This is a genomic window from Paenarthrobacter sp. (assembly GCF_031180005.1).
GTDB lineage: Bacteria > Actinomycetota > Actinomycetes > Actinomycetales > Micrococcaceae > Arthrobacter.
The window spans coordinates 16473-40264 of the sequence record NZ_JAPSHI010000026.1; the positions used below are offsets into that span (position 1 = coordinate 16473).

Annotated in this window: 30 protein-coding genes; 12 read left to right on the plus strand and 18 right to left on the minus strand. The window is 61.4% G+C overall.

All coding sequences use genetic code 11. From position 1 onward, the window contains the following. Positions 1–74 precede the first annotated feature (74 nt). Positions 75–755: a fasciclin domain-containing protein gene (locus RIF72_RS16330; RefSeq protein ID WP_309075888.1), complete on the minus strand. Its 681-nt coding sequence runs from the start codon at positions 753–755 to the stop codon at positions 75–77. 211 nt (positions 756–966) lie between these two features. On the opposite strand from RIF72_RS16330, the gene RIF72_RS16335 reads away from it, so the two are divergent. Beyond that, on the plus strand, positions 967–1548 hold the full coding sequence (locus tag RIF72_RS16335) for a GNAT family N-acetyltransferase (RefSeq protein ID WP_309075889.1): 582 nt from the start codon (positions 967–969) through the stop codon (positions 1546–1548). A 57-nt stretch (positions 1549–1605) separates the two neighbouring features. Here the strand turns inward: RIF72_RS16335 and RIF72_RS16340 are convergent, their stop codons facing one another. Continuing rightward, positions 1606–2394, minus strand: coding sequence for an IclR family transcriptional regulator (locus RIF72_RS16340; protein WP_309075890.1), 789 nt, complete (start codon positions 2392–2394; stop codon positions 1606–1608). Between the two features lie 158 nt (positions 2395–2552). Here RIF72_RS16340 and RIF72_RS16345 point away from each other — a divergent pair, with 158 nt between their 5' ends. From RIF72_RS16345 to RIF72_RS16355, 3 genes are read left to right on the plus strand one after another with little or no spacing between them, the layout of a single operon-like run. Beyond that, positions 2553–3269 (plus strand): CoA transferase subunit A, encoded by a 717-nt coding sequence (locus RIF72_RS16345; protein ID WP_309075891.1) that lies wholly within the window; start codon positions 2553–2555, stop codon positions 3267–3269. A 21-nt stretch (positions 3270–3290) separates the two neighbouring features. Next, the gene (locus RIF72_RS16350; RefSeq protein ID WP_309075892.1) at positions 3291–3995 is read left to right on the plus strand and encodes a CoA transferase subunit B; all 705 of its coding nucleotides are present in this window, start codon (positions 3291–3293) and stop codon (positions 3993–3995) included. After that, positions 3992–5206 (plus strand): acetyl-CoA acetyltransferase, encoded by a 1215-nt coding sequence (locus tag RIF72_RS16355; RefSeq protein ID WP_309075893.1) that lies wholly within the window; start codon positions 3992–3994, stop codon positions 5204–5206. Before RIF72_RS16350 ends, RIF72_RS16355 begins: the two co-directional genes overlap by 4 nt. A 67-nt stretch (positions 5207–5273) precedes the next feature. Here the strand turns inward: RIF72_RS16355 and RIF72_RS16360 are convergent, their stop codons facing one another. Continuing rightward, positions 5274–5957: an ankyrin repeat domain-containing protein gene (locus RIF72_RS16360; protein WP_309075894.1), complete on the minus strand. Its 684-nt coding sequence runs from the start codon at positions 5955–5957 to the stop codon at positions 5274–5276. 10 nt (positions 5958–5967) lie between these two features. Continuing rightward, on the minus strand, positions 5968–6555 hold the full coding sequence (locus tag RIF72_RS16365) for a heme-binding protein (RefSeq protein WP_309075895.1): 588 nt from the start codon (positions 6553–6555) through the stop codon (positions 5968–5970). Positions 6556–6715: 160 nt separating this feature from the next. Between RIF72_RS16365 and RIF72_RS16370 the strand changes: the two genes are divergently transcribed. The 5 genes from RIF72_RS16370 to RIF72_RS16390 all read left to right on the plus strand — a co-directional run bounded on the left by RIF72_RS16370 (position 6716) and on the right by RIF72_RS16390 (position 10966). Then, the gene (locus RIF72_RS16370; protein WP_309075896.1) at positions 6716–7933 is read left to right on the plus strand and encodes a sensor histidine kinase; all 1218 of its coding nucleotides are present in this window, start codon (positions 6716–6718) and stop codon (positions 7931–7933) included. Then, positions 7930–8556, plus strand: coding sequence for a response regulator transcription factor (locus tag RIF72_RS16375; RefSeq protein WP_309075897.1), 627 nt, complete (start codon positions 7930–7932; stop codon positions 8554–8556). Before RIF72_RS16370 ends, RIF72_RS16375 begins: the two co-directional genes overlap by 4 nt. A 27-nt stretch (positions 8557–8583) precedes the next feature. Beyond that, complete coding sequence (locus RIF72_RS16380; RefSeq protein WP_309075898.1) at positions 8584–9150, plus strand: DUF308 domain-containing protein; 567 nt, start codon at positions 8584–8586, stop codon at positions 9148–9150. Between the two features lie 73 nt (positions 9151–9223). Further along, on the plus strand, positions 9224–10030 hold the full coding sequence (locus tag RIF72_RS16385; RefSeq protein WP_309075899.1) for an exodeoxyribonuclease III: 807 nt from the start codon (positions 9224–9226) through the stop codon (positions 10028–10030). Between the two features lie 48 nt (positions 10031–10078). Beyond that, positions 10079–10966 carry a hypothetical protein gene (locus RIF72_RS16390; protein ID WP_309075900.1) on the plus strand — a complete coding sequence of 296 codons (888 nt, stop codon included), beginning with the start codon at positions 10079–10081 and terminating at the stop codon, positions 10964–10966. A gap of 29 nt (positions 10967–10995) precedes the next feature. Here RIF72_RS16390 and RIF72_RS16395 read toward each other — a convergent pair whose 3' ends face one another. The 4 genes from RIF72_RS16395 to RIF72_RS16410 form a co-directional block, all read right to left on the minus strand. After that, positions 10996–12045, minus strand: a complete 1050-nt coding sequence (locus RIF72_RS16395) for a LacI family DNA-binding transcriptional regulator (protein ID WP_309075901.1) — start codon at positions 12043–12045, stop codon at positions 10996–10998. A 113-nt stretch (positions 12046–12158) separates the two neighbouring features. Continuing rightward, positions 12159–13121 carry a carbohydrate ABC transporter permease gene (locus tag RIF72_RS16400; protein WP_309075902.1) on the minus strand — a complete coding sequence of 321 codons (963 nt, stop codon included), beginning with the start codon at positions 13119–13121 and terminating at the stop codon, positions 12159–12161. Further along, positions 13118–14083 carry a sugar ABC transporter permease gene (locus RIF72_RS16405; protein WP_309075903.1) on the minus strand — a complete coding sequence of 322 codons (966 nt, stop codon included), beginning with the start codon at positions 14081–14083 and terminating at the stop codon, positions 13118–13120. Before RIF72_RS16405 ends, RIF72_RS16400 begins: the two co-directional genes overlap by 4 nt. Positions 14084–14179: 96 nt before the next feature. Beyond that, positions 14180–15526, minus strand: coding sequence for an ABC transporter substrate-binding protein (locus RIF72_RS16410; RefSeq protein WP_309075904.1), 1347 nt, complete (start codon positions 15524–15526; stop codon positions 14180–14182). 250 nt (positions 15527–15776) lie between these two features. Between RIF72_RS16410 and RIF72_RS16415 the strand changes: the two genes are divergently transcribed. Next, positions 15777–16178 (plus strand): helix-turn-helix transcriptional regulator, encoded by a 402-nt coding sequence (locus RIF72_RS16415; RefSeq protein WP_309075905.1) that lies wholly within the window; start codon positions 15777–15779, stop codon positions 16176–16178. 6 nt (positions 16179–16184) lie between these two features. Here RIF72_RS16415 and RIF72_RS16420 read toward each other — a convergent pair whose 3' ends face one another. The 8 genes from RIF72_RS16420 to RIF72_RS16455 form a co-directional block, all read right to left on the minus strand. Further along, a complete protein-coding gene (locus RIF72_RS16420) occupies positions 16185–16829 on the minus strand; it encodes a DNA alkylation repair protein (protein ID WP_309075927.1) in 645 nt (214 codons plus the stop codon). Positions 16830–16860: 31 nt separating this feature from the next. Next, positions 16861–17196, minus strand: coding sequence for a hypothetical protein (locus RIF72_RS16425; RefSeq protein ID WP_309075906.1), 336 nt, complete (start codon positions 17194–17196; stop codon positions 16861–16863). A 93-nt stretch (positions 17197–17289) separates the two neighbouring features. Next, complete coding sequence (locus tag RIF72_RS16430; protein ID WP_309075907.1) at positions 17290–17901, minus strand: hypothetical protein; 612 nt, start codon at positions 17899–17901, stop codon at positions 17290–17292. Next, entirely contained in the window at positions 17898–18545 is a 648-nt protein-coding gene (locus RIF72_RS16435; protein ID WP_309075908.1) for a DUF6286 domain-containing protein, read from the minus strand. Before RIF72_RS16435 ends, RIF72_RS16430 begins: the two co-directional genes overlap by 4 nt. Then, complete coding sequence (locus RIF72_RS16440) at positions 18542–18922, minus strand: hypothetical protein (protein WP_309075909.1); 381 nt, start codon at positions 18920–18922, stop codon at positions 18542–18544. The genes RIF72_RS16435 and RIF72_RS16440 overlap by 4 nt, the downstream gene beginning before the upstream one ends. Further along, on the minus strand, positions 18919–19110 hold the full coding sequence (locus tag RIF72_RS16445) for a DUF2273 domain-containing protein (protein WP_018779541.1): 192 nt from the start codon (positions 19108–19110) through the stop codon (positions 18919–18921). Before RIF72_RS16445 ends, RIF72_RS16440 begins: the two co-directional genes overlap by 4 nt. After that, positions 19107–19553 (minus strand): Asp23/Gls24 family envelope stress response protein, encoded by a 447-nt coding sequence (locus tag RIF72_RS16450; RefSeq protein ID WP_309075910.1) that lies wholly within the window; start codon positions 19551–19553, stop codon positions 19107–19109. The genes RIF72_RS16445 and RIF72_RS16450 overlap by 4 nt, the downstream gene beginning before the upstream one ends. A 91-nt stretch (positions 19554–19644) precedes the next feature. Continuing rightward, a complete protein-coding gene (locus RIF72_RS16455; protein WP_309075911.1) occupies positions 19645–20163 on the minus strand; it encodes a hypothetical protein in 519 nt (172 codons plus the stop codon). A gap of 175 nt (positions 20164–20338) precedes the next feature. On the opposite strand from RIF72_RS16455, the gene RIF72_RS16460 reads away from it, so the two are divergent. Both RIF72_RS16460 and RIF72_RS16465 read left to right on the plus strand, forming a co-directional pair. Continuing rightward, entirely contained in the window at positions 20339–21001 is a 663-nt protein-coding gene (locus tag RIF72_RS16460) for a DUF6318 family protein (RefSeq protein WP_309075912.1), read from the plus strand. A gap of 223 nt (positions 21002–21224) precedes the next feature. Continuing rightward, positions 21225–21950, plus strand: a complete 726-nt coding sequence (locus tag RIF72_RS16465; protein WP_309075913.1) for a PKD domain-containing protein — start codon at positions 21225–21227, stop codon at positions 21948–21950. A gap of 26 nt (positions 21951–21976) precedes the next feature. Here RIF72_RS16465 and RIF72_RS16470 read toward each other — a convergent pair whose 3' ends face one another. Together RIF72_RS16470 and RIF72_RS16475 are read right to left on the minus strand one after the other, a co-directional pair. Then, a complete protein-coding gene (locus RIF72_RS16470) occupies positions 21977–22804 on the minus strand; it encodes a glycerophosphodiester phosphodiesterase (protein WP_309075914.1) in 828 nt (275 codons plus the stop codon). Positions 22805–22812: 8 nt separating this feature from the next. Then, positions 22813–23559 carry an MgtC/SapB family protein gene (locus RIF72_RS16475; protein WP_309075915.1) on the minus strand — a complete coding sequence of 249 codons (747 nt, stop codon included), beginning with the start codon at positions 23557–23559 and terminating at the stop codon, positions 22813–22815. Positions 23560–23792: the final 233 nt, after the last annotated feature.

The following is a 23792-nucleotide window of genomic DNA, read 5'->3' on the forward strand; positions in this document are numbered from 1 at the left end:
TCGAACACAACAAAGCAGGCGCCGGATTCTTCTTCCGGCGCCTGCTTTTTGTTAGTACTGCTGGAGGCTAAAGCCTATTTGGGCATCAGCACCGAATCGATCAGGTAAACCGTGGCGTTGGCGGTCTGAACGCCACCGCAGATCACGTTGGAAGCTCCGTCAACCGTGAGGGCATCCTTGGTGCCGGCAACCGTCACTTCGCCACCCTGGACAGTCGTGTGGGTGCCCACGATCTGGTCCGGGGTCAGCTGACCGGGGACTACGTGATAGGTGAGAATCTTGCTCAGCAGGGCATCGTCCGTCTTGAGCGTCTCGATCGTTGCGGGGTCGATCTTGGCGAAGGCATCGTCAACCGGTGCGAACACCGTGAATTCGCTGCCATTCAGGGTAGAAACCAAGTCCACCTTGGGGTTGAGCTGACCCGAAACTGCGGCGGTCAGGGTCTTGAGCAGCGGGTTGTTCGATGCTGCTACGGCTACCGGGTCCTGGGCCATGCCCATTACCGAACCGGCACCGTCCGGAACCTGCGCGGCGTAACCGGCGCAGCCGGGGCCCACAAGGTTAGCGGCCGGATCCATGGCGGCGCTGGTCATGGCGGAGGCCGACGGCGACGGCGCCGCCATAGAGGTTTCCGGGGCGGCAGACGAAGCAGCCGGTGTGCTGGATGTGCTGGAACCACCACAGGCAGTGAGACCGAGAAGGGCGGCTGCAGTGAGGCCAACGAAGGCGAGGGCGGGGCGCTTTGTGGACAACATGTCATTCTCCTTGTTTTTGGAACCAGGGCGTTGGGTCCATTTGGTGGTGGGACACGGGCTGCAGGTGTCGCTTTTGCTTCACCAGCGGTTTGTGTCTCACCAGCTATTCGGAGGTTGGGACGACGTGGATGGGTGCGGATTGAAAAAGTTTTTTTAAGCCAGCCTCCCCAGGTCTGGTGGAGGGGTTGATCCTGGTGACAGGATGATCCGCATGGCTATCGAGGTTCGACCCGCGACGGTGTTCGATGACGTGAAAACCATGGTGGGACCCAAGAGCCCCGATGCCAACGTGTGCTGGTGCCTGAGTTACAGGATTCCGTCGAAACTGAACCAGGAGCTCCAGAAACAGGAGCGCGGGAAGTTGGTGAGGAAGCTGGTGGCCGAGGACCCACCCCCAGGCGTTCTGGCATACGACGGCGACGAAGTAGTTGGGTGGGCAGCAGTCCACCCTCGCGCGGACACCACTTTTGCCAAGAACCGCAAGATCCCCCACGTGGATGAGACGAGGGTGTGGTCGGTCTGGTGTATACGGGTGAGACCCGGGCATCGTGGCAAGGGAATTTCCCACGAGCTGCTCCGCGGGGCGATTGACTTCGCAAAGAGCCACGGCGCGCCCGCCATTGAGGGTTACCCGGTGGACAACAAAGGCGGCAAGGTGGACCTGACCATGGCCTACGTGGGCACCCGGAGGCTATTCGAGCAGGCGGGCTTCAAGAAAGTGGCCGAGACGACGTCGGTCCTCAACGGTTTCCCGAGGGTGCTGATGCGTCTGGACCTCACCTCCCCCAACTAGGTCGCAGATCAGGTCGTTCTCAGCGCTGAGAACGACCTGATCTGCTACCTAGTTGGGTCAGGATCCCTGCAGGCGCGCCGTCATCCTGTGCGCTTCCTCGAGCAACAGTTTCCCGAGGAACTCCTGGCGGTCTGCACGGAATCGCGGCTCAATTCCCGTCAAGGAAAGAGCCCACGCTGGCCGTCCCTGCTGATCAAACACAGCCGCTCCCATGCCCCAGCTGCCTTCCAGGATCAAACCGGGATTGACGGAGTATCCAGCCAGCCGCGTCCGTTCCAGGTTGTCCCGCACCACGTCAACAGGATGCCCCACGGCGAAGTCGCCGGCGTGCGCGGCCCAGTCGCCCAACAACGGTTCCTGTTCGTCGGGAGGCAGGAAAGCCATGATGGCAGTGCCGGCCGAAGCGACCCCCAGCGGAAAGCGCACGCCTTCGTGCAGCACGAAGGACCGCACCGGGAACGAGCCCTCTTCCCGCAGCACGCACACGGTTTCGTTGCCACGACGAATGGAGAAGAAGGCGCTCTCTCCTGTCTCTGCAGCCAACCTGCGCAGCGAAGGCCGCGCAATGTCCTCCATGGGAAAACGTGCAGCGGCCACTGATCCCAGCAGGAAGATCTCCGGCCCCAACACCCACTTCCCGGAGGCCGGATCGTGTTCCAGTAAACCCTCCGCGGCCAAGGAGGTCAGAAGCCGGTGAACGGTCGGCCGGGTCAAGCCGGACTCCCGCACCAAGCCCGCCAGGGACATGCCTTCGGGCTTACGTCCCACAAGCCGAAGCAGCAGGGCCACCCGGCCCACCACTTGCGCTCCCTGAACCACCACAGCACCCTCCACAAGAGATTTCATCCATAATATGGACACCCTTCATCGTAGTGTCCATACCCTGAGTAATTGGACATCTAGCTCATTGACCGCCTAATGGGTGGACCCTAGGCTCCTATTTTAGAGTCGATGCGTTCCACAAAGTGGACTGCGGTGAGAAACAACTCAAAGAGGAGTCGAGCATGACCAAGATCCAAGCGAGCGCAGCCCAAGCGTTACATGACCTGATGGCAGACGGCCTGACTATCGCCGTCGGCGGTTTTGGACTCAGCGGCATCCCCGCTGACCTCATCGACGCCGTCCGCGAGTCCGGCGCCAAGGATCTCACCATCGTGTCCAACAACATGGGCGTGGACGGCAAGGGGCTCGGCGTCCTCATCGAAGCGGGCCAAGTCCGGAAGGTCATCGCTTCCTACGTAGGTGAGAACAAGCTCTTCGCCGAGCAATACCTCGCCGGCCAGCTGGAGGTCGAGTTCACGCCGCAGGGCACCCTCGCCGAGCGTCTCCGTGCTGGCGGCGCCGGCATTCCAGCGTTCTACACGCGAACCGGAGTGGGAACCCTGGTTGCCGAAGGCAAGCCGTTGGAAGAGTTCGACGGCGTGACGTACGTCCGGGAGCGAGCCATCACCGCCGACGTCGCCCTGGTCCACGCCCACACTGCGGATACGGACGGGAACCTGATTTATCGCTACACGGCCCGCAACTTCAACCCGGTGGTTGCCACCGCGGGTGCAGTGACCATCGCCGAGGCTGAGGTCATTGTTCAACCCGGTCAGCTGGACCCGAATCACATCGTCACCCCGGGCGTATACATCCAGCGGCTGGTTCAGGCCACGGATCGGGTCAAGGACATCGAACAGCGGACGGTCCGCCCGCCCCGCGAAGCGGTCACGGTCTAAGAGAACAAGGAAAACATCACCATGGCATGGACACGAGACCAAATGGCCGCCATCGCGGCCGAAGAACTGAACGACGGCGATTACGTCAACCTCGGCATCGGCATTCCCACGTTGGTGGCCAACAACCTGCCCGACGGCGTGCGGGTTGTCCTCCAAAGTGAGAACGGCCTGCTGGGCATGGGCCCTTTCCCGTATGAGGGCGACGAGGACGCCGACCTCATCAACGCCGGCAAGCAGACCGTCACCATCACCCCCGGCGGCAGCATCTTCGACTCCGCCACGTCGTTCGGCATGATCCGCGGCGGCCACGTCAAGGTGGCCATCCTGGGCGCCATGCAGGTGTCCGGTTCGGGGGACCTGGCCAACTGGACCATTCCCGGAAAGATGGTCAAAGGCATGGGCGGGGCCATGGACCTGGTGGCCGGGACCCCGCGTGTGGTTGTACTCACTGAGCACAACGCTAAGGACGGTTCGCCCAAGATCGTCACTGAATGCACGCTCCCGCTCACTGGACTCAAGTGCGTTGACCGGATCATCACGGACCTCGCCGTTTTCGACGTCGAGGAAACACCGTCCACGGCGGAAACACACGACGGCGGCACCCGGCTGCTGCTGACCCGCCTGGCCCCTGGCGTCACGGTGGAAGAGATCCGCAGCAAGACCGAGGCAGATTTCACGGTGGCTCTCGCCTCTGTTGATCACACACTTGAAGGAGTAAACGCATGAGCCTGAAGGACCAATTCGGCAAGGACATCCTGCTCACAGGGTGGGGGCACAGCAAGTTCGGCAAACTGACTGATGACACGTTGGAGTCGCTGATTGTCCAGGTTGCCGGCGAAGCGATTAAGAACTCGGGGCTGGATCCCAAGGACATCGATGAGATCTATCTCGGCCAGTTCAACTCCGGGATGCAGCCTCTGGGATTCACGTCGTCGCTGGCGCTTCAGTTGTCCGCGGACCTTGCCAACATTCCCGCGACGCGCACCGAGAATGCTTGCGCTTCCGGATCCGCGGCTTTCCAGCAAGGTGTCAAAGCCGTCCTCGCCGGAACTGCCCGCCACGTCCTGGTGATCGGGGCGGAGAAGATGACCGACGCCGGCGCCGAGGTTGTGAGGGCGGCCTTGCTTGGCGCTTCGTACGAGATGGCAGGAAAAGCCTCTTCTACGGGATTCACCGGATTGTTTGCTGAGGTCGCCAAGCACTATGGGAAGCGCTATGGGGCAAACATCGACGCCTTGGGATTCGAAGGCGGCCTTGGCGACGTCCTCGGTTCCATCGCCGCCAAGAACCACCACAACGGCATGGACAACCCGTACGCCCAGATGCACCGCGACTTCAGCGAGGAATTCTGCCGGACCGTCTCAGAGAAGAACCCCATAGTGGCCGAACCCTTGCGCCGCACGGACTGTTCGCCGGTCTCAGACGGTGCCGCCGCCGTCGTGCTTTCCACGTCGGCTACCGGAGGCGCAACCGCGCCTGTGCGCCTCGCCGGATTTGGCCACGCCAACGACTTCTTCCCGGCGGAGAAGCGCGATCCCACCGAGTTTGCAGCCACCAGGGCTTCGTGGGAGCGTGCGCTGGGTATGGCTGGAGTTGGCCTCCAGGACTTGGACTTCGCGGAGGTGCACGACTGCTTCACCATCGCCGAACTCATCATGTATGAAGCCATGGGCCTCACTCCTCGCGGCGAGGGCGCGCGAGCCGTCCAGGAAGGCTGGGTCTATATGGACGGCAAGCTGCCCGTCAACGTCTCCGGCGGGCTGAAGGCGAAAGGCCACCCGGTGGGGGCCACTGGTGTGTCGCAGCATGTCATCGCCGCGATGCAGCTCAGCGGCACGGCCGGCGACATGCAGTTGTCCAATGCACGCCGGGGCGCGGTCCAGAACATGGGCGGAGTGGGCATCGCCAACTATGTGAGCATCCTCGAATCCCTCTAACCCAAGTAAGTCGCAGATCAGGTCGTTCCCAGCGCTGGGAACGACCTGATCTGCTACCTAGTTGGGATCAGCGGTTCCGGACCAGCGCTGCGATCTCCGTGAACCCGAGCCGCTCTGCGTTTTGCAGGGCGGTTCGGCCTTGGGGGTCGCGGATGTCCGGGTTGGCGCCGGCAGCCAGGAGTTGCCGGACCACGTCCTGCTGCTTGGGCCCGCCATTGTTGAGCAGGATCGCTTCCTGCATTGCAGTCCACCCCAAATTGTTGACGTGGTCCACGGGTACACCTGCTGCGATCAGAATCCTGACCGTTTCGGTGTGCCCATGCTCGCTCGCAGGGATCAGCGCGGTGCCGCCGTACCGATTGGTGCTGCGAACATCCGCTCCAGCAGCCAGAGTCAGCTGCAGGACCTCGTTGAAGCCTTCAGCGCCGGCGTAGAGGAACGCGGAGTCCTGGATGTCATCCTTCGCGTTGACGTTCCCACCCTCCGCGATCAGTTCACGGACCCGGGCAACATCGTTGGCCTTCGCGGCGAGGATCAGGAGCCGGTCGGTTTCGATTTGGGCCTCCGGTGAAAGTGTAGTGGGCAATACAGCCGACGACGACGGGTCAGGACTTGGGCTCGATGTCGCGGTCGAGCTGGGCGCCTGGTCAGCAGGCGACGACGGCGCGCAGCCGGCCACGAGCGCGGCGATCAGCAAGCCCGCACCGATCACCGAACCTGCGGCCACGCCCCGCCCCTTTAGGGAATTCATACTGCCGAGGCTACTTCGCGGCCGCAGCCAACGCATCAGCACCGGCGGTGGCGCAGGCCTCGTCGAGGGCGCCGTCGGGTGCGCCGCCAACTCCGATGCCCGCCACTGAAACGCCGTTGACCTTCAGCGGAACGCCACCGGGCAGGAACAAGGTGCCGGGAAGGTCGGCGATGGACGGGCCGTTGCCGTTGACGCGCTTGGCGAGTTCGCTGGTGGGTGCACCGAAAGCTGCTGCCGTGTAGGCCTTCTGCTTGGCGGCTTCGATGGTGTGCTCGGCGGCGTTGTCACCGCGAAGGAGCGCCTGCACGGTGCCGAAGCGGTCAACCAGTGCCACGGTCACGAACGGCAGCTTGTCGGCCTGGCACTTTGCGAGCGCGGCATTGACGGCCTTGCTGGACGCCCCCACAGAGATGCGGTTCTGGGCCACGACGTTCTCCGGCGCAGGCAGAACGTCTGCGGCAACCTTCACCGGTGCGGCAGCAGGCGCGGCAGCAGGCGCTGCAGCGGGTGACACGGCGTTGGCCACGGCAGTGACGCCGCCGGTGAGCAACAATGCTCCGGCAGCAGCGGCGGCAATCATCTTCTTGGACTTCTTCACGGGGTCTCCTCGTTGTAATCATCGGGTACAGCTCCATGCTTCCGCGGACGGGCCCACAGCCACATCGGCCGGGCGCCCCTCCCGGCCTCAGCCTTTCCGCCACCGGTATCAGCCAAAAGGTGGAGAGACCAAGGACAGCGCCGGGATCTAGCATGGGAGGATGCCAACTGCCTCCCCACGGCCCGCGCCCAGCAACCGAATCGACGGGCGCATTGATGTAGTTGTGCACTTGGGCTTTGCCGTCCTGATAGTGGCCTCTGCGGTCAGGTACGTCATGCGCCACTCCCCCGCGGACAATCTGTGGACCGTTGCCCTGGCCCTTGCAGTGTGTGCGTTGTACGCGGTCACCGCCGTGTTGGTCCACCGGCAACAAGGCCAAGGCATGCAACAGCTGTGGATTCCGTGGACGGTCGCGTTGCTTGCAGCCTGGGCCGCGTTGGTGGTGATCGCCCCGAGCTTCGCATGGTGTTCCTTCGCCATCTTCTTCCTCACCCGCACGGCCTTCCAAGGCTGGGCCGGCTATGTGGCAGGAGGCGCGACGGCGGCGGCCACCGCCGTCGGGCTCTTCCGGATGAGCGGTTGGACGGACGTCGCCATGCTGCTCGGCCCGCTCGCTGCGGGCGCCCTGCTCACCCTGATCTACGACAAGATCGAGCGCGACGCGGCACTGCAACGCAGGCTTTTCGACGACGTCACCCTAGCCCAGGAGCAACTAGCCGCCAAGCAGCGTGAAGCTGGAATCGCCGCTGAACGCGAACGCGTGTCACAGGAAATCCACGACACCGTCACCCAAGGCCTGGCCAGCAGCCTGCTTCTCCTTGAAGCCGCCCAGCGGTCTTGGCCAGCCGAAACTGCCCGGGAAGAAGTACACAAAGCAACGGATTTGCTCAGGCGGAATCTCGCCGACACCCGCAGTCTGGTGCACGAACTCTCGGCTCCGGGCCTCGAGACCGGGCCGCTGCCGGAGGCCTTGGAACATGCAGCAAGGCAGTACTTTGAGACCGTGAGCATCCAGGTCACGGGTGAGCCGCGACCCCTTCCGCCCGAGGTGCGGCATGCCCTGCTCCGCGTCACCCAGAGCGCCGTGGCCAACATCAAGCTCCATGCCCGTGCAGACCACGCCAGTGTGACCCTGGGGTACCTTCCGGACGCGGTCACCTTGGACGTGTTCGACGACGGCCGCGGCTTTGATCCCGCAGCGGTACCTCCGCCGTCGGCAAACGGAGGATACGGCCTGCGGGCCATGAGGCAGCGTGTAGAACAATTGGGCGGAGAATTGTCTGTGGAAAGCTCGCCGGGCGAGGGAACCATCATTGCGGCGCAGTTCCCCTTGACCAACATTGCTGATCCGGCAAATGGCCTGAAGGAGGCACTATGAATACCATTTCCGTGCTCCTTGTGGACGACCACACCGTAGTCCGGAGCGGGCTCAAAGCGCTGTTGGGCACCCAAGGTGATATCGCCGTCGTCGGGGAAGCGGCCTCAGGCGAGGAAGCACTGGACGCTGCGCACGAGCACACGCCCGCGGTAGTCCTCATGGACCTTGCGATGGGCGCCGGAATGGATGGCATCGAAGCCATCAAACAGCTCCGCCAGTGGAATCCGAAGCAGGCCGTCATCGTGTTCACCACCTACGATTCCGACGCCGACATCGTCCGCGCAGTGGACGCCGGAGCCATGGGCTACTTACTTAAGGATGCCGCGCCGGAGGAGATCTTCGCAGCCGTGCGGGGCGCTGTGCAGGGGAAGAGCGTGATGAGTGCACCGGTGGCCTCACGCCTGTTCCAGCAACTGCGGAATCCGGACGAGATACTCACTCCCCGCGAAGCCGAGTTGCTCAGCCTCCTTACCCAGGGCCTCAGCAACCGCGATCTGGGCAAACGCCTGTTCATTTCCGAAGCAACAGTCAAAACCCACCTCGCCCACATCTACGCCAAACTGGGCGTGGAGACGCGGGCCGCAGCAATTGCCACAGCTATCCGGCGCGAAGGGATGCGGTAAAGGCACGCCGTTGGTTACGCTGACCGTATGTCGGACGTAGCGGATCGCAAAATGTTCAAAAACCCGGGAACTGCTTTGCTGGTCCGGGGAGCCCTTTTCATAGTTTTTGGCCTACTGATCATTGTTTTACCGAGCGCTACTGCCTTGGTGGTAGTTGTCATGTTCGGGGTATTCGCGATGATTGACGGCATTACCAGCGTGGCCCATTATTTCTATGACCCCGCCGGCCGTTCCCGTTGGACCATAGTGGGCGGCCTGATCTCCCTCGCAGCCGGCATTGTGGCGATTGCCTTGCCTGGAATTACGGCAGCAGCGATCGGTGTCCTCATCGGCTTGTGGGCCTTGGTCCTGGGTCTTTCCCAAATCATTCTGTCGCTGGCTGCCAGGAGCTTCATCCGGAACTGGGGTATCTGGTTCTTGACGGGACTCGTCACAACGGGGTTCGGGATTGTTGTCCTTTTCAACCCGGGGCTCGGTTTCCTGAGCCTGGTGTGGATGTTGGCAGGGTTCGCGATCCTGACAGGGTTGCTCCTCATCGCATCAGGCATCGGCCTCCGCAGGCTGGCCAGTTCACCCCCGCTGTTCGCGCGATAGTGTGTGCTGGTTGTGAACGGCAAAAAGGGCAGCAGGGGATGCACTCAGCGCCAAGTTCGGTAAGTTAGTGGCTGTGAAGATAGCAACCTGGAATGTGAACTCCCTCCGCGCCCGTGCCGACCGCGTAGAAGCCTGGCTTGAGCGCAGCGACTGTGATGTCCTGGCCATCCAGGAGACCAAGTGCAAGGACGAGAACTTCCCTTGGGAGCTCTTCGAGCGCATGGGTTACGAGGTTGCGCACTTTGGCGTGAACCAGTGGAACGGTGTTGCCATCGCTTCCCGGGTGGGCTTGGAGGACGTGCAGCGAACCTTCCTGGACCAGCCTGCGTTCGGCAAGGCAGGCAAGGATCCCGCGCAGGAAGCCCGTGCCATCGCAGCCACCTGCGGCGGCGTCCGAATCTGGAGCCTCTACGTTCCCAACGGCCGCTCACTGGACGACGAACACATGCCGTACAAGATCAAGTGGCTTGACGTCCTGCAGGGCCACGCAGCCGAATGGGTGAAGTCCGATCCGACCGCCCAGATCGCGCTCATGGGGGACTGGAACATCGCCCCGTTCGACGACGACGTGTGGGACATCGAGCTCTTCCGCAACAACAACTACACCCACGTCAGCGAACCCGAGCGCGCAGCCTTCCACGCCTTCGAAACCGCAGGGTTCACCGACGTCGTCCGTCCCTACACTCCGGGCCCCGGTGTGTACACGTACTGGGACTACACGCAGCTGCGCTTCCCCAAGAAGGAAGGCATGCGCATCGACTTCTGCCTCGCCTCCCCGGCACTGGCATCGCGTGTCACCGGAGCCTCCATCGACCGCGAAGAGCGCAAGGGCAAGGGCGCTTCGGACCACGCTCCCGTCATCGTGGAGCTCGCAGACTAAGTACCTCGCAGACCAAGTACAAGGTCACTAACGAAAGGGGCGGCTGACATGACTGGAAACCTGTATCGGGGCCAGGCCGGTCTGCCGTTCTCTTCGTCGCTGCGCATTTACGAGCCCCTTGAGGCGTTCCCGCCTGAACAGCAGCGCCAACTCGTTGCTGAGGGCAGCAAGAACGGTTCCCGGGCCGCCGTCGAGAATGCGGAGCTCCAAGCCTCGCTGGGACGCATCACGCGCTCCGGCGGCGATCCTTTCCCCACGGGCCGCACGGACTTGGTCCGCATGACGCGCGTGCCCACCGGCCGTCATGCCGCGGTGTCCGGGAAAGAAGATCACGACGCCGGACGGCTGCTTTACTGCCCCAGCCAACTGGTTATTCGGGCTGGTTTGGCGGCCAACGCGCTCATGGACGGTGTGCACAGCCCGCTGGCGGATCTTCTCATTCCGGTCTCGCAGCGGGACAAGCACCAGGCAAGGATCGATCGCATCAACGCCGGGGAAGCCGCTAAACGTGTGCATACCCGTGCCTCAACATGGGGCATTCCCTTCAGTTGGTTCTCGCTTTTCAACGAGTCCGACCGCAAGGACGTGGTGGAATCCGAGGGGCGCATCCTGACGGTCCGGGTATGGACGCCCCTGACTGAGGCCCTGGACCGGGCACGGTTCGCCGTGGCCCATCTGGCGCTGGCTGCTCCGGATTTGGATATGTTGGATGACCTGACACAGCTCACGGAATGGCTGGAACTTTTTCACGTCCAGTCCATGGTGGAGCTGGACTATGGCGCCGTAGCCGACAAGGTGTATCCGGACGAGTCCCCCATGGACGTTCGTTTGGGGATTGAGTGCCTGGCTGAAGGCGACATGACCGGTGCGGCCGCTGCCTATCGACGCCTCGCCTCGCGGTGGATTCCCATCCGGCAGTTGGCGCGCGCTTCCTAGCCTGCTTCGGCACTAGCTTGGCTTCGGCGCTAGCTTGGCGGGGCCGTTGTGTCGCGCACGATCAGTTTGTGAGGCGCTACTTCTGAATGCACTGCTCCCTGGTTACCGTCCAGTTCATCCAAGAGCATTTTGGTGGCGAGTTCGGCCTGGTTGTCGGGACGCTGCCCGACGGTGGTGAGACCCACCGACGACGAGAAATCGTGGTCATCGATCCCGATGACCGAGAGGTCCTCCGGCACCCGTACACCGTGGCGGGCTGCTTCGAAAATGACACCCATCGCCATCTCGTCCGATGAACAGAAAATGGCCGTTGGCTTGCGGCCGGGCTGACTCCAAAGACGGTTGAATGCCTGTTGCCCGCTGGCTACCGTGAAGTCCCCCCATTGGTCCCATTCCGGACGGACTTCCAGGCCGGCGTCGGTCATGACTTCCTGGAACGCCCGGATACGCACGCGGGGGACGTCGAAGTTCAGGTCCGTTTCGTCGTCGCCATGGAGCAGGGCGATGTCCTTGTGGCCCAGTTCCAGCAGATGCCGCACGGCCGTGGAGGCGGCGTCGTAATCATTGATGCCGATGTACGCGCAGTCCTCAACGTGACCACCCACCACTACCAATGGGATGTCGATCTTGTGGAGGTGTTCCAGCTCTTCCTCGGTCAACGACATGCACAGCACCAGCAGTGCGTCGATTTGTTTGTAGACCATGGTGGAACTGAAGAGCCGCTCACGATTGCTGCCGTGGCCGCCCAGATTGAAAAGGGAGAGGTTGTACTTGCGTGAATGCAGTTCCCGGTCGGCGCCTTCGATGGCCTTGGAGAAGAACCACCTGCTGACGAAAGGGGCCAGCACGCCGATGGTGCGTGTTCGGCCCGTTGCCAGTCCCGAGGCCGACGACGACGCCACGTACCCTAGGGAACTGGCTACTTCGAGGATCTTTTCCCGGGTCGCGGGCGACACTCGCGGCAGTCCCCGGACTGCCCTGGAAACTGTCGCCGTGGAAACTCCGGCAGCAGCAGCGACGTCCTCGATGCTGACGCCCGCATGGCCGCCGCGTTGGGACCTACCCGTTGTTTTTGACACAGGCTCCCCTCTCCGGCCGCCGTTGCTCCGCCTTCACCTTAAATGTGGACTTGTGCTTTGCAGGCCTCGGTTACGCAGCCACGTAATGCGCTGCGCAACCGAGGCCGCGCTTCCTAGCCCTTGAGGCCGCCGGACAGCAGGCCGCGCACGAAGTAGCGCTGCAATCCGAAGAACACCAGGAGCGGCACAATGATGGAGACGAATGCTGCCGCCGGATTCAGGTAGTCCCTGGCACCACGAGTACCGGAGATCTCGGCCAAACGCTGCGTAATGGGTGCAACGTCCGCCGTTCCGCCGGAGAATACCAGCGCCACCAGCAAGTCATTCCAGACCCAGAGGAACTGGAAAATGGCCAGCGAGGCGAGCGCAGGAACCGACAACGGCAGAATGATCCGCCAGAAGATGGTGCTGTGTCCAGCGCCATCCACCCTTGCCGCCTCAATGACTTCCCCGGGAATTTCCGAGATGAAGTTGTGGAGGAGGAAGATGCCCAGCGGAAGGCCGAACATGGTGTGGGCAATCCACAGCTGTGCGTAAGAGCCGGCCGGGAGCTGCAGGGTCTGCGTGAAGAACTGCAGGAGCGGAATCAGCGCCATCTGTAGCGGGATGATCTGCAGGGCAAAGACGAAGATGAAGAGTGCGTCGCGGCCCTTGAACTTACCCCACGCGAAAACGTACGCGGCCATGGACGCCAACACCAGCACAAAGATGGTGACAGGGATGACGATCGCGATGGAGTTGACGAAGTACTGCGAGAGGTTGGCGGACTGTGAGCCTGCGGGAGTCAGAACGTCCACGTAGTTCTTGAACGTGAAGTCCCAGTCAATAAAGGCGTTCCACCAGCCGTCGGAGCGGGGACCCACCTGCTTGGCTGCCGGACGGAACGAGGTGACAAAGAGGCCGAACGTCGGCACGGACCATACGACGGCGATGATGATCGCTGCCGCTGTTGCCCACTTGGAGGTGAGCTTCGTTTTGACCCGACGCATGATCGGCTGGGCGTCCTCCGTGGGGTCGGATCCAGGACGCTGCCGGGTGGCTTTCGAGGCCTCTTGCGGGGCTGGCGTGGCTGTCAATGGATCTCCCTTTGCTTGCGAAGGACTCGAGCGTTGTACACGACGATCGGCAGCACCATGAGGAACAGGACCAGGGCCAGAGCGGCACCACGTCCCGGCTCACCGGCGCGGAAGGCTTGCGTATACATTTCGTTGGCGACCACGGACGTGTCGTAGTTGCCTGCCGTCATGGTTCGGACAATGTCGAACACCTTCAGCGTGGCGATTGTGATGGTTGTCAGAACCACCACCAAGGCGCCGCGGATACCCGGAATCGTGACATTCCGGAACTGCTGCCAGGCGTTGGCTCCATCCAGGCGGGCTGCCTCGATGAGTTCCACCGGTACACCCTTGATGGCTGCAGAAAGGATCACCATGGCAAAGCCGGTCTGGATCCAGACCATGACGATGATCAGGAAGAACGTGTTTTCCGGGGCATCCAAAAGGAACTGCTTGGGATCCATGCCCAAGGCGTCCCGGAAGAAGTTGATGACACCGGTCTGCTCGATATTCGGGCCGCGGTAGTCATACACGAGCTTCCAAATGATCCCGGCGCCCACAAAGGAGATGGCCATCGGCATGAAGACCAGTGACTTCAGAACCCGCTCTCCACGGGCTTTGTCGATAAACACCGCATAGGCAAGCCCAAAGCCCGTGGACAGCAGCGGAACCAGAACGGTCCAAATCACGGTGTTCCGCAGCGTGGTCAGAGCTTCGGGCTGCGTGAACATCCATGCGAAGTTATCAAAGCCGTTGACGTTGCCGCCGGCGTCAGTGAAGGCCAGCATTGACGTGCGGACGGCCGGATAAACCAGGCCCACCAGCATCAGGATGGCCGCGGGGGCAAGGAAGCCCGCAACGGTTACTTTGTCCTTGACCGATTTAGGTGCCCTGTCCACCAGCAGCATGATGAGGCCGATAACCGCTGCGAATATCGCCAGGGCTATCACTACTTGTAGGAGTTTTTCTCCAATAAATTCCATACCCAACCTCCGGGGCGTGAGTGAATCACTAAGTTCCGGGAAAAGCACTGCCTCCCCGGCTGGGAGTTCCAGTCAGGGGAGGCAGCACTTTGGGAGTTAGCTCTTAGGCCAGCTGGATTCGATGCTGTTGGCAACATCCTGTGAGGACGTGCCGTTGATCCACTGCACAATGCCCTTCCAGAAGGAGTTGGAACCAACTGCACTCGGCATCAGGTCAGAGCCGTCGAAACGGAAGACAGTCTCAGGGTCCTGGAGGATCTGGACGGTCAGCTTGTCGAGGTCCGACTGTGCGTTGTTGGGATCCAGGCCCTTGTTGGCGCTGACGACGCCTCCAAGTTTCACACGGTTGTTGGCAAAGTCAGCGCTGGCCAGGTAAGCCAGGAACGACTGAACTTCAGCGGTGTCCTTGTAGGCGCCTACCATTTCGCCGCCACCGGTGACTGCCTTGCCCTTGCTTTCGTCAATCGGCGGGGTGATGAATGCCCATACGTCGCCATCCTCAGCAACGTTGGTTCCTGCAGGCCAGTTGGCTGCCTGGAAGTTGGCCTGGTGGTGCATGGCGCAAGTGCCATCCAAGACCGGCTGGCCAGCCTGTGCGAAACCGGTGCTGAGGATTGTGCGAACGTCACCGAAGCCACCGTTCACCATGTCCGGGTTGAGGAGGATGTCGCCGGCCTTGTTAAAGGAATCGACGATCTTAGGATCATTGAACGGAATCTCGTGAGCTACCCACTGGTCGTAAACCTCGGGTCCGTGGGCACGCAGGACGACGTCCTCGATCCAGTCCGTGCCGGGCCAGCCGGTAGCCTCACCGGATTCGAAACCAGCACACCACGGCTTCATGTTCGGGTCATCTGCTGCGATCTTCTTGGAGAGTTCGATCATTTCGTCCCACGTCTTGGGAACCTCCCAGCCCTTGTCGCTGAAGGTCTTGGGCGCGTACCAAACAAAGCCCTTGACGTTGGCGAGCATCGGAGCGGCGTAGTACGTGCCGTCCACCGTGCCGTACTTCTTCCAGTCCGGGGACCAGTTCTTGTCCACGAGATCCGAAACGGTCTGCGGGGCGGGCTTCAGGTAACCGGCCCGCGCCTGGGTGGCAAGAAGACCGGGCTGCGGGAAGATCGCCACATCAGGGGCGGTGCCGGACTGGGCACGGACACCGATCTGGGTTTCGAATTCCTTGCTGCCCTCATACCTAACAGTGATGCCAGTGCAGTTCTCGAACTGCGACCAGGCTTCTTCGAGGTTGGTTGCCTCGATATCGACGATCGTCGAATAGACGGAGACGGTCTTGCCGTCATGCTTGCCATAGCTTTCGTAGGCGGAGCAATCATCCGACCCGGCGGTGGATCCACCACCGCCACCATCTCCGCTACACGCGGAAAGGGTAAGTGCCAGAACACCGGCGGCTGCGACCGGTAGTAGGTACTTGGTTTTCTTCATGCTAAAGACTCCTCGCTGAGTACAAAGATTCGGCGGCGCAATTGATGTGGTGACGCTCACACTAGCCATGATCGTTCTTCTAATGCAAGCGCTTACACATAACGTAATCGCATTGATACCAAGCAGTCTTCGCTTCTCTGCGACAGAGGGCCTTTCCGGGGGTCCGACAGGTGACTGTGGGCAACTCCGGCCCGCACTATTCCCCGCCCTGATTTGATTGCCTACTATTGCCTATGGAAAACTGAGAATCGTGGATGAACTTGAAGCACTGCAGACTATCGGCCGCCTGATCAAAGAAGAACGCTTGGCCCAAGGCCTGAGCCAAGTGCAGTTGGCCAAGCAGGCTGGTACTGCCATCAAGACAGTCCGAACACTGGAATCCGGGACCCGCAGGACGCAGGAGATCAACCAGCGCAAGCTTGAGCACGCTTTGGGCTGGAGGGCAGGATCCGTATCGGAGGTCCTTAAAGGCAAGTCGAACTTCGCTCCGGACATGATCACCCCTGACGACATGCGCTCAAGCGACGAATCACGCCCGGGGCCTCCCCGCGTCACCGTTCCCAGCGCTCCCGTAGCCAGGGCCTCACACCTCTCCGACGAAGAACTCCTCGCCGAGCTCACCTACCGTATGATGCATCGGAACAGGGGCTGATCAGCCCTACTTGACCGCCTTGCGCCGCACCATCTCATTGATCCAGGCCGGCGCGAACGGCGAGGTGCAGTTAGGCGGCGTCGGGTAGTCCTTCAGCACTTCCAAGCGCTCACCGATGTCCAGGGCTCTGGCCCTGTGCTCCGTGAACTCAATACCTATTTGCGCCAGACAGTGATTCATGGCCCATTGGAGGCGGTCCGGGGCGTCCTTCATGTTGGCCTCTATGGCGTCGAGCAGCTGGGCGAGTTCCAGGCTTTCGGGCTTCCTGACGACTCGTTCGGACGTCATCGCCCATCCCGCACTCGCCACCACGGGATCGGGATCGGAGAACCAAGCCAGCCGAAGATCTTCGGAGTGCGGGCTTTTCTTGACGACGTAGTTCACCAGCCAGTCCTGCACTTTGGGAGTCCGTGCTTCGCGCAGCATGCCGTCCAATTCAGCCCGCTCAAAAGCTGCGGGGCGGCAGATCAGGAGGGCCAGCAACCTGGCGGCACTGTCACCCGTCTCCCAAAGCTCCCGAGAAAGGTCCTGCTGGATCTTCAGCCGCTTCGCGACGGCACGCAGTTTGCTGAGGTTTACCCCATGGTCATCGCCATGCTTCTCATTTACCTCGCGGGCGCGGGGTTCTTCCAGTGCCGCGAGTTCCGCCATAAGTTCGGCGACGGTCGACTCGGGCACGATTCTACTTCTCGCCTTTGAACAAGCCTGCGATCTTCGAGCCCAGGCCCTTGACGTTTTCCGCCACATCTTCGGCGATTTCCTTGGATTTCTCCGCGACGTCGCCCGCCAGTTCCTTCGCATTCTCGCCGACGTCACCGGAGAAGAATTCCTTGACATTCTCTGCGGCGTCTCCGGCTAACTCCTTGACATTCCCGGCAGCCTCACCGGCGAATTCCTTCACATTCTCAACAGCCTCGCCAGCGAATTCCTTGGCATTTTCCAGTGCATCGCCTGCTCCATCCTTGCCGTTTCCTGCAGCGCCATTTACCGCTTCGGCTCCCGTGGTCTCTTCACTCATGGTGTTCTCCTCTGTGACGGTTGGATCTGGAAATTGTGCGCCGGGGAAGGTTTCCCCTTTGCAGTCAGACAATGGACGTACGGGTCCCCTATATCAGCGGACCCTTTCGGCCTTGGTAAACCTGGATCGGGCACCGGAAACCATGTGGATCAGCACAGGGGTCTTCTGTCCGATCACAAGGTCCAACGCTTCAACAAGCTGCGACACTTCAGCCGCGAGGATATGGGGCGCCACTCCTTGCCGCGGTTGGATGCGGATTCGCAGACCCGGATTGCCTTTTACCTCAAGGGTCGCCACGGACGCACCCGCGAGGTCCGTCCGTTCAGACAAAGCGGCCCGTAGTGTCTGTTCAGCGACGCCCCCACCGATCCTGACTTCGCCGTCCACGTCGCTGTCGTCGTCGCTGGCCACCAGAAGGTTGGCCCGGCCTTTGCCTTGCTGCGACAACCAAGCGATCATCGCGATGATGATGGCCACCAGGATCAGGCCTGCCACAATCCACAACCAGCTTTCCTCGCGCCCCGGGAAGCGCGTCTGCCGGAAGGCATTTTCGGCACCCGCCCACACGGAAGCCGACCAGTCATGCCACCACGTGCCCACTGCCGGCACGGTGGCCAGCATCAGGAGAAGCAGCCCGACAGCCAGCAGTTTCGCACCGATGATGAAGAGCAGTACACGGTTGAGTGTCCGCGGTGTTCCGTTCACGCTCCGATCACCCCCGACGACGCCAGGTTCACCCTGACAGCAGGCATCGGCACAGGCGACATTTCTTCAAGTTCAGCCTGCACGGCCGTCAACACTGCTTCTTCGCTGACCCTGCTACCCGAGGTTGGCCGCACGTTCACCACAACCAACTGTCGCGAGACAACCACCATGACTTGTTCCTGGGTGACGTTCGCGGCAGTTCGCGCACGACGTGCCAGCGCGGAGGCCAGGACTTCGTCATCAACCACGACGGCGGTGCGCGGGTCCCGGAGCAAGTGGCGGGCTCGCCTGCCAGGCAGAACAGCGTGGAGGAGAAAGAAGAGCCCCACCATGGCGATGACGGCACCACTCGCACCGAGCAGCAGGGGTGAGATGCCTTCCGGGAGGGCAATGATGCGCCCAGCTGCAGTGGTGGGGTCGATCAGCCAGGGTGGCTGCCCGATGGCGCGGACGCCCGCTTCGAGGAGTGCATAGACACACAGAACGATGACCAGGACGGCCGCAATGACGGACGCTCCAGCGCGGGACGAATGCGTCTCACGGCGCAGTATACGGCTCATCTCGGGGTCCTCCCCGGCAACCGGAGTGGCTCCCGCGTTCGGGTCCCTTGATTTCAATTGTTGTGTTTCCTGATCCTGGGTCACTGGACGCGGCCTCCCTCGGTGACGTGCGCTCCACTGATCCTGATATCCACCCTGCTGAGTTCGGAACCGCTAAGCCGGGTCACGGTTTCAAGGACAAATGCCTTGGCCGCCACGGCACGGTCCCAGATCGACCCACCAAATCCTTGGACACGTTGCGGATCACGCAGCACCTCGGTCAAAGCCGGGACGCTGATGGGTGCCACTATGGACAAAGCCAGCAGGCCGTCGTCGTCCGCCCAATCAGCTCGGATGTCGTGGGCCTCAACGCCGAGCGCCTCCGCTGCGGCGGCCCGAGCCAACGATGTCAATGCCTGGGTACTGATCCGGTTATGGCCGGCCAGGCTGGTGGTGTACTCCACAGCCTCAGCCACGCTCATGACGAAGAGCGCCGGCCCGTAATGGCGTCCAGCACACTGCGGAGATCCAGCTTGCCCTCAGCCGCGCGGCCAAGCAGCGCGCCGATGCCCATGAACAGCAGGGAGATCAGGAAGCCCCATAACCCGAACGAGAAGGACATGAAAGCCACGAAAGCGCCGATAGCGATTCCCACCACGGTCATGCTCATTGGAGAGCCTCCCTTTCCACTGCCACTGTCTTGCTTCCGGCGGGTTTGGCCGGCGGCGCGATGAAGACATCAGTGATCTCGATATTGACCTCAATCACCTGAAGGCCCACCAGTTCCTCCACAGCCCGGTAGACCGCAGCCCGGACCTGGTTGGCGACGCCGTGCAAGGGATGACCGTAGAGAGCAACCAACGTTATGTCCACCGCCACTTGGGTCTCCCCCACCTCGGCTCGGACGCCTGCTGCATGGTCCGAGCTGCCGACGGCGTCGCGAATGGCACCCAGCGCACGGGACGGAGCCGAGCCCAAGGAGTAGACGCCGGGCACTGTACGGGCAGCGATACCCGCTACTTTGGCGACGGCCGCCTCGGAAATGATGGTGCGTCCGGTACCAGGGATTTCGCCCCCGGGCACGGGATCAAGCTGCACGTTCTGGTCTTCCACGGAGCACTCCCCTTCTCTTGAGTACCACCCTAGCGTCTAGCTCCGACGCTTTGGGAGAAGCGTCAGAGAGAAGGGAACGCGCCCGGTGGCGCTACTTACAGTTCTTCTCGGTCCAGTCCTGGATGGGCTTCATAAGTTCTTCAAACTGCCCGTCGCCGTATTTGCTGAAGTCCGAGCCGGCAGCCTCCGTGAAGACCCGAAGTTTCTCGAACGCCGGCTTCAGTTCTTCCGGCACTTTGCCCTCCATTTTGGACAACTCCTGCTTGGCCTTGTCGATGTCCTCGGGCTTGCCGCCGGCCATTGCCGCCAACGGCAGGATGGTTACGCTCAGCATCGTGGCGCTTACCGAAAGACAGGCCTCGGACATGGACCCGAACTCGCCATAGACACCACCCGTTCCCGTGGGTGCATCGGGGCTCGTGGTTGCATTGGGGCTCGCGCTTGCGCCCACATCGGCGGCTGGCACCTCGGACGACGCCGCAGCGCTAGGCGTGGACTGCGCAACAGGCGTTGGAAACGTGCAGGCGCTGAGCGTCAGCATGACGATTAGCAAGGCTGCCGCTATTAGGCGCCCGGATGTGGACAGGCGCGGGCGTTCGATCGTGGACATGGTTCCCCCCAATAAGATGCGTGCGATGACAAGCCGGCGAGGCAAGAATACGCCGGGCACCATGCGGAGACCATAGGCGGGTTATCCACAATCGCGAATTCCTGACTGGGACGCGGTTGTTTGCCCCACCTAGACTGGCCGACACACCACCAAAACAGCTGCTGGGGAGCCTGTCATGCCACGCCACTCGTTCATGTCTTCGTCTTTTGTTCGCCGCCGTCCAGCGGTTTTGGCTCTCGCTCTTGCGATGCTCTTGAGCGGCTGCGGCGGTGCCACACCCAGCAGCTCACCGACGGAAACAAGCACGACGACGGCGACGCCCACCTCAAGCTTTTCAGTTCCCGAGGCTTCGGCTACTCCGTCAGCACCCGCCGTTTACAAGCCAGCTGATGCACAAGGGAAAGCACAGAATGTGCCCGTTCCTGTTATGCCCGAGCTGGCGAAGGAGAATTCAAAGCCGGGGCTGGAGGCGTTTATCGGGTTTTACTATGCGGTCAAGAACTACGCCAACGAAACAGGCGATATTACAAACCTCTCCGAACTGAACTCTCCCGAATGCACGGCGTGCGGCAAGCTGCTCGATGGAACGTCCGACAGTTACATCAACGGTCGTTGGATGGCTGGGGGACGAATCACAGTACCTACGATGGAGCTCGACTGGCAGGCCGACGACTTGTCTCATCTGGCAAAGGTGCAGTTGATTCAAGACGCGATTACCTACTACAACTCAGACGGTACGGAAGGGCGCCCGCCAAGTGCCGCGACCAATAGTGCCTTCGTGTTCGTCGCGCGTTTCCATACGTCTTGGAAGGTGGTGGAGATCGGTGTCATCCGCTAACCGCGTCCTAGCTGTGTTCGTTTGTACCGCCATCCTGTTTCACGCCCTCCCCGCGGCAGGCGTAGAAGGGCCGGGAGGCTCATCAACGTGGGGGACTAGCAATGAAGAAGAGGGAACAATTGATGCTGGCGTAATTTGGAAGTTCGATCCGCTGAAGGGGGAAGCTGTTCGAGTCGGTACTAGTGGGAGTACCGGTTCGGCATCCGAGGATCCAAATCAGTACATGGCTGACGTGCACTGCCGATCGGGCGGAACGGACACTCCCGACAGGGGTTGCCTCACGATGGAATGCCCGGCCAAGACACCGGGAGGCGAAGAAGGCACACCGGTCATCTGGCGACAGGCACCAAAGTCCATCACCAACCCGACATGGACCGACTACCCAGCCGTCAGCGGACCCACCTGCCTCTACGACCCCGAACCCGAAAACGTCCTCGCCAACATCGCCGCCAGGATCCTCAACGACTTTCGCCAACTTCCCGTCAACCCGGGAAGCCTCGAAGCACAGCCCTTCCCCCACACCCTCAAAGGCGGACCCACCAACTTCTACGCCACCACGGGAGAACAAGGCTTCGACATCACCATCCTCGGCCAAACAGTCCACCTGACCGCCACACCCGCCAACTACACCTACACCTTCGGCGACGGCACCACCCTCGGCCCCACACCCGCCGCAGGCTACTCCATCCCCGAAACCGAATGGCTCAACAACGAGACCCGAACCAGCCACACCTACACAGACACCGGCAACTACCAAGCAACCCTCACCACCAGCTTCACCGGCACCTACTCCGTCAACAACGGACCACCACTACCCATCAACGGAACCCTCGACATCACCACACCCGCCAAAACAATCCACGTCTGGAAAACAGAAAAAGCACTCGTCGCCGACACCTGCCAGGAAAACCCCAACTCCTGGGGCTGCCCCGGCACAGCTCTCCAGTGAGATCCAGTCCAGCGGTTCCTTTCCGATCAGGCCGAAGGAGCAGGGTTCAGCAGGGGCAGCGATATGGGGCGGGCCGGTGGAAGAGGTTTTCCCAGCTCAGTCAAAGCTCGCCGGGCCATAGCGACGTCGTTCACGCATATACCATCCACGCCAAGACCGGCTGCGGTACTGATCTGTTCGTCTGTTTCCACTGTCCACGGAAATACCTTCAGCCCAGCGGCATGTGCTGCGGCGACCAAACCGGCGTCGAGAATTCCAACAGCCGGCGCAACGGCGGACGCTCCGGTGGCCAAGGCCGCGTCCACCAGGTCTTGAGCAGTCGATGGGTAGAGTCCCGGAGCCCAGGACGTTGTTGCCCTGCTGAGCGCGACCAAAGGGACTCCCGGCAATATGCCGGACATTGCCTTGATGATTTGGGGATCAAAGCTCCGCACCCGCAAAGCTTGTTCATCTTGATGAGCCGCCAAAACCTTGGACAGCACCGTAACAATCCCATGACCGTACTCGTCCCAGGCTGCCCCCTCGGTCTTGACCTCAATATCCAAAATGACGCCACTCGCATTGGCAAAACGCAGCAGGGCCAAGGTTTCAGAGAGGGATGGCACGCGGGTTTCGACATCGACGTCGGTCGTGGTTGCAGGGTGCTTCTCTACCTTGGCTTCACGAAGTGTCTCAAGCCTGATGTCCCTGGCATCGATGACCGCATCGTGGCGCAGCGCAAGCTGGCCATCAGAAGTGAGCCAGACATCTACTTCAATGGCGTCGACGCCAAGACGGAGCGCCTCAACGAAGCTCGCCAAGGTGTTGCCATGACGATCGGCCAATACGCCCCGATGCCCTTGAATCTCAATCACGTGTGCCCCTACTCGGCTTCGTCAACGACGGAAACTTCAGTAACAGTGGAGAGCTGGGAGAGCCTGGCGACGATGTCCGAAACAGCCATGGTTCCTTCAATTTCCAACTCTATTTCAACGAGATCAGACACAGCGGTTTCAGCGCCTTGCATCAACCGGTCCATCACGCCCTTGGATTCTCCGGAACCCCGCATGGTGGCAAAGCCTTGAACGCGGAATCCTTGCTCGGTACATGTATGCAGAACATCCCTCAAGGCGCCTACCCCATCCACGTAGCTAACTCTCAGCAGCCACTGGCTCGGAAGGCCGAAGCGAAGTTTGCCGGTCAGCACAGGGTAGACGTAGACGATGACGAAATGCGCTGCGGTAACGAACACCGCGGGCAACACCAAACCTGCTCCCGCGCCAGTGCCTACAGCCGCAGTCACCCAAACGGAGGCGGCCGTAGTGAGGCCTCGCACCTGATTCCGCCTCACGAATACAAGCCCAGCCCCGATGAAACCAATGCCCGACACTACCTGTGCGGCCAGGCGGGAGGGGTCCAACCTCACCAAATCCACCGCCAGCACATCACTGAACCCGTATTTGCTGACCACCATGAACAGCGCCGCACCCAAACCCACCATGGCGTGTGTTCGCATACCCGCCGACTTGTTTTTGCTTTGACGTTCAAATCCAATGGCTGTGGACAATACAAGCGCCACGGCCAAGGCCAAGCACATATGCCACCACTGCGTATCAGCGCTGAAGATCACTTCATGCTCCTGTTCCTGTTACTCGGTAAGACCCCCTTCTTCTGTAGTCCAAGTGGAAGACCCAGTCCGATCGCGGATGTTCCAGGCAGAAGCTGTTCGAAAAATAGACGCGGCGTGAGCCGGCCTGGCTGCAATGCTTCCAACGCTTGGGCGTTCCAGTCAATGCCTCTGCACGTTTGTGCAGATCTTCATCAAGGCTTTGTCCGAATGTAAATACATGCTATTTCCGCGCT